This is a genomic window from Photorhabdus sp. RM323S, from assembly GCF_042879375.1.
In the GTDB taxonomy this organism is placed as follows: domain Bacteria; phylum Pseudomonadota; class Gammaproteobacteria; order Enterobacterales; family Enterobacteriaceae; genus Photorhabdus; species Photorhabdus tasmaniensis.
Map to the genome: position 1 here is coordinate 1 of NZ_JBHFKZ010000097.1, position 4,832 is coordinate 4,832.

Below are 4,832 nucleotides of genomic sequence, written 5' to 3' on the forward strand. Positions count from 1 at the left end.
CTTCGGTTTTGTGGTCAGTATGAAGACACGGAGAGCGGTTTGTTTTATAATCGGTTCCGTTATTACGACAGGGAAACGGGACAGTACTTATCGCCTGACCCTTTGGGGTTAGCTGGCGGCGTAAATCCTTACAGTTACGTGCATAATCCGGCTAACTGGGTAGATCCGTTCGGGTTAACTGGCTGTCCGGGGAATAAAGGGGATGCTGGGGTAAATAAACAACAAGTCCTTGATAATATAGCAGCAAGTAAGGCAGCCAGAGAATCCTCTAATTTTAAAGACTTCATGTGGTATAAAGAATGGCCACCAAATCGAGGGTTCTACGAAGGTAAATTTGAAAAACTTACCTTGCAGCCGGGTACAAGACTTGATCGGTATGGTACGGATTATGGCACATTTGTTTCTCCAGAAGGTATTCCATATAGCGCAAGGGCGCTGAAGCCGGGAAGTGATGGCAGACCTTATTCTGTTTTTGTAGTTAAAAAACCAATAACTGTCGATGCTGGTGAAATTGCTCCTTGGTTTGGTTATCCAGGGCGTGGCACACAGTACGACTTGCCCGCGAAGGTAAAAGAATTAATTGACAATGGTTCATTGGAAAAAGTGTCAAAAACATTAAAAGGGAAACCCATACCATTAGATTAATAGGTGTATCAATGAATAAAGAAGAACTGAGAAAACGTTTAAAAGAGAATAAGATCTCATCATCATACTATTCATTAGAAGGAGGTGCTCCCGATGATAGGATCTGCCTTAGTTATGAGGATGAATATTGGCTAGTTTATCATGCAGAAAGAGGTGCGCGTAGTTGGGTAGAATCGTTTGAAAAAGAAGAAGATGCATGCCAACGTTTCTGGGATTATGTTTCTGATATAAAAAGAATGTATGGATAAAACACAAAGCCAGAAAAGATCTGCGTGATCTTCTGGCTTTGTTATTTTAAGAGCCGCTCAGTCCCTGCCCTTAGTTGCTGTTGTAGTCGCCAATCAGGTCGCGCATCCGCAGCTTAATTTCACTCAGTTGATCTTGCTGGCGCTGGTACTGTTGTTTGATGGTGCGGGTGTCGTCGCTGTCGGGGATCAGCACCAGACAGCCATCCATAATCTTAACGGTGAGTGTGCCACCAATATCAAAGCCAGCCTGTTTAAGCGTAAGGCTCCGGTGAACTCACCTTGTCCTTCCCCTCCGGCCCATGCACGCTACTGCGTCCTTATCCTCATTTGGAGAATGACACCATGAGCCGTAGCCGATATACCCCGGAGCAAAAACAACACCATGTGACCCAATGGCACCACAGTGACCTGACCCGAAAACAGTATTGTGAACAGCATCAGCTGAATTTTTCCTCTTTCCGTGACTGGATTGCCGACAGTAACAAAATGCGCCAACCTCCCTGCCAGACACTGCCCGCCGTCTTGCCGGTTTCACTCCAGCCCGACAACGCGCACTCCGTCACCCTGCATACCCCAGACGGGTATGCATTCACCAGTGACGGGCCGGTGCTGACTCTGGGCTATAACCTGAGCGGGCAGCTGACGGAAATTACCTGTACCGATGAAGGTGTACGTAAAAGAATATTATCCAAATAGATGGGTATCAAATGTTTTATCGTCGGTTATTTAACAACGTCAGGAAAGATAAAAAGTGAATATAATCCGCGTTCGTTAAACATAAAACACGATATCCGATGATGATTAAACTTAACAAAAAGCAGGTGTTAAAAGGGATAAAAACAACGGTGAAAACTTTATACTCATTAAATCCAAAGTTGAAAAGAAATCGCACGTAAAATAACATCACCCGAACAAATGGATATTAAAGCGCTTTCTCGCCAGTTATTTAACAGCATCAGAAAAGATAAAAAGTGAATATAATTCGCATTCATTAAACATAAAAAAAGATATCCGATGATGATTAAACTTAATAAAAATCAGGTATTAAAAGGGATAAAAACAACGGTTAAAACTTTATACTCATCAAATCCATAGAGTGAAAAAACGACTTCCGATAACAGGTTAACTGTCATCATCATTTAAAAGCGCGAATACCAAAGCATTAAACCTTTTATATCAAAAGCGGATTTAACGCAATAAATGCCACTTTTAAAAATAACCATTAATAGCATTTAATCGAAAATCATTAACCATTAATCCAAAGTTGAAAAGAAATCGCATGTAAAATAATATTATCCGAATAAATGGATATTAAAGCGCTTTCCCAGCAGTTATTTAACAACGTCAGAAAAGATAAAAAATGAATATAATCCGCGTTCGTTAAACATAAAACACGATATCCGATGATGATTAAACTTAACAAAAAGCAGGTGTTAAAAGAGATAAAAACAACGGTTAAAAATTTATACCCATTAAATCCATCGAGTAAAAAACGACTTCCGATAACAGGTTAACTGTCATCATCATTTAAAAACACGAATGCCGCCGTATTAAATCTTTTATATCAAAAACGGATTTAACGCAATAAATGCCATTTTTAAAAATAACCATTAATAGCATTTAATCGAAAGTCATTAACCGTTAATCCAAAGTTGAAAAGAAATCGCATGTAAAATAACATTACCCGAATAAACGGATATTAAAGCGTTTTTCCATCAGTTATTTAACTGCATCAGATAAGATAAAAAATGAATATAATCCGTGCTCGTTAAACATAAAACACGATATCCAATGATGATTAAACTTAACAAAAAGCAGGTGTTAAAAGGGATAAAAACAACGGTTAAAACTTTATACCCATTAAATCCATCGAGTAAAAAAACAACTTCCGATAACAAGTTAACTGTCATCATCATTTAAAAATGAGAATACCAAAGCATTAAACTTTTTATATCAAAAGCGGATTTAACTTAATAAATTCAACCTTTCAAAATAACCATTAATAGTATTTAATCGAAAATCATTAACCGTTAATCCAAAGTTGAAAAGAAATCGCATGTAAAATAACATTACCCGAATAAACAGATATTAAAACGCTTTCTCGCCAGTTATTTAACAACATCAGAAAAGATAAAAAGTGAATATGATCCGCATTCATTAAACATAAAGCACGATATCCGATGATGATTAAACTTAATAAAAAGCAGGTATTAAAAGGGATAAAAACAACGGTGAAAACTTTATACTCATTAAATCCATCGAGTAAAAAAACGACTTCCGATAACAGGTTAACTGTCATCATCATTTAAAAACGCGAATACCAAAGTATTAAAGCTTTTATATCAAAATCGGATTTAATTTAATAAATACAACCTTTCAAAATAACCATTAATAGAATTTAATCGAAAATCATTAACCATTAATCCAAAGTTAAAAAGAAATCGCACGTAAAATAACATCACCCGAATAAATGGATATTAAAGCGTTTTCTCGCCAATTATTTAACAACGTCAGAAAAGATAAAAAATGAATATAATCCGCGTTCATTAAACATAAAACACGATATCCAATGATGATTAAACTTAACAAAAAATAGGTGTTAAAAGGGGTGAAAACGACGGTTAAAACTTTATGCTAATTAAATCTAAAATTGAAAAGAAATCGCACGTAAAATAATATTACCCGAATAAACGGATATTAAAACGTTTTACCATAACAGCATCAGAAAAGATAAAAAGTGAATATAATCCGCGTTCGTTAAACATAAAACACGATATCCGATGATGATTAAACTTAATAAAAAACAGGTGTTAAAAGGGGTAAAAATGACGATTAAAACTTTATACCCATTAAATCCATCGAGTAAAAAAACAACTTCCGATAACAGGTTAACTGTCATCATCATTTAAAAACGCGAATACCAAAGCATTAAAATTTTTATATCAAAATCGGATTTAACTTAATAAATGCCACCTTTAAAAATAACCATTAATAGCATTTCATCGAAAATCATTAGCCGTTAATAGCGAGTTGAAAAGAAACCCGTACGTAAAAGGATATTATCCGAATAAATGAGTATTAAAGCATTTTCTCGCCGGTTATTTAACAGCGCCAATAAAGATAAAAAGTGGATATAATTAACGTTCATTAAACGTAATCCGATGATGATTAAACCTAACAAAAATCAGGTGTTAAAAGGAGTAAAAAAACGGTTAAAACTTTATACTCATTAAATCCAAAGTTGAAAATAAATCGCACGTAAAATAACATTATCCGAATAAACAGATATTAAAGCGCTTTCTCGCCGGTTATTTAACAGCGCCAATAAAGATAAAAAGCGGATATGATTAGCGTTCATTAAGCGTAATCCAATGATGATTAAACTTAACGAAAAGCAGGGGTTAAAGTGATAAAAATGACTTTTAATCACAGGTTAAACCCTGTCAATAATAAAACGCAAGGCAGAATTCATTTTGAGCTGAGGGAGATCGATCCGGTCCTGGCCGATATGACGCATCAGGACAGCTACCTTAATCACTGGAAAGACCAGTTACAGCGCCATCTCGGTACCTGGAATTACCTCTACCAGCGCCCCTGGTACCTGATGCTGGGCAACACCGCCAGCGGCAAAACCACACTGATCCAGGAAGGCTACAAACTGACTGACATTGCCCTGCCGGACCGCCATCAGGGGGAAGAGGCTCTGCCCCTGCACCTGCGCTGCTGGCTGGGGGAGAAAGCGGTCATCATTGACCCGGACGGCTTGCTTATCGATCAGATATCGCCGGCAGACGCCAGTAAGCCTCAGTTGCCCGCCCGCCTGTGGCAAGCCCTGCTCACCTGGCTGACTGAAAACCGTCAGCGTCAGCCCCTCAACGGGATTATTCTGACGGTGGACACCCACCGTTTACTGACTGACAACAAAGAACAACGCGAGCG

At 37.7% G+C, this 4,832-nt stretch carries 4 protein-coding genes and 1 pseudogene; 4 read left to right on the forward strand and 1 reads right to left on the reverse strand.

Annotation, left to right across the window (positions count from 1 at the left end; genetic code table 11):
• Both ACGF7G_RS21510 and ACGF7G_RS21515 read left to right on the forward strand, forming a co-directional pair.
• Window positions 1-645 (forward strand): glycohydrolase toxin TNT-related protein (locus ACGF7G_RS21510; protein ID WP_387468263.1); only part of this gene is annotated, 645 nt, incomplete at its 5' end.
• 11 nt (window positions 646-656) lie between these two features.
• Entirely contained in the window at window positions 657-893 is a 237-nt protein-coding gene (locus tag ACGF7G_RS21515) for a hypothetical protein (RefSeq protein WP_387468265.1), read from the forward strand.
• Window positions 894-963: 70 nt separating this feature from the next.
• Here ACGF7G_RS21515 and ACGF7G_RS21520 read toward each other — a convergent pair.
• A pseudogene (locus ACGF7G_RS21520) lies at window positions 964-1,140 on the reverse strand (type I toxin-antitoxin system SymE family toxin); the annotation flags it as partial.
• A 95-nt stretch (window positions 1,141-1,235) separates the two neighbouring features.
• Here ACGF7G_RS21520 and tnpA point away from each other — a divergent pair.
• Window positions 1,236-1,589 (forward strand): IS66 family insertion sequence element accessory protein TnpA, encoded by a 354-nt coding sequence (tnpA, locus tag ACGF7G_RS21525; RefSeq protein WP_387468267.1) that lies wholly within the window; start codon window positions 1,236-1,238, stop codon window positions 1,587-1,589.
• A 2,719-nt stretch (window positions 1,590-4,308) separates the two neighbouring features.
• A partial coding sequence (locus tag ACGF7G_RS21530) for a type VI secretion protein IcmF/TssM N-terminal domain-containing protein (RefSeq protein WP_387468269.1) occupies window positions 4,309-4,832 on the forward strand: 524 nt, incomplete at its 3' end.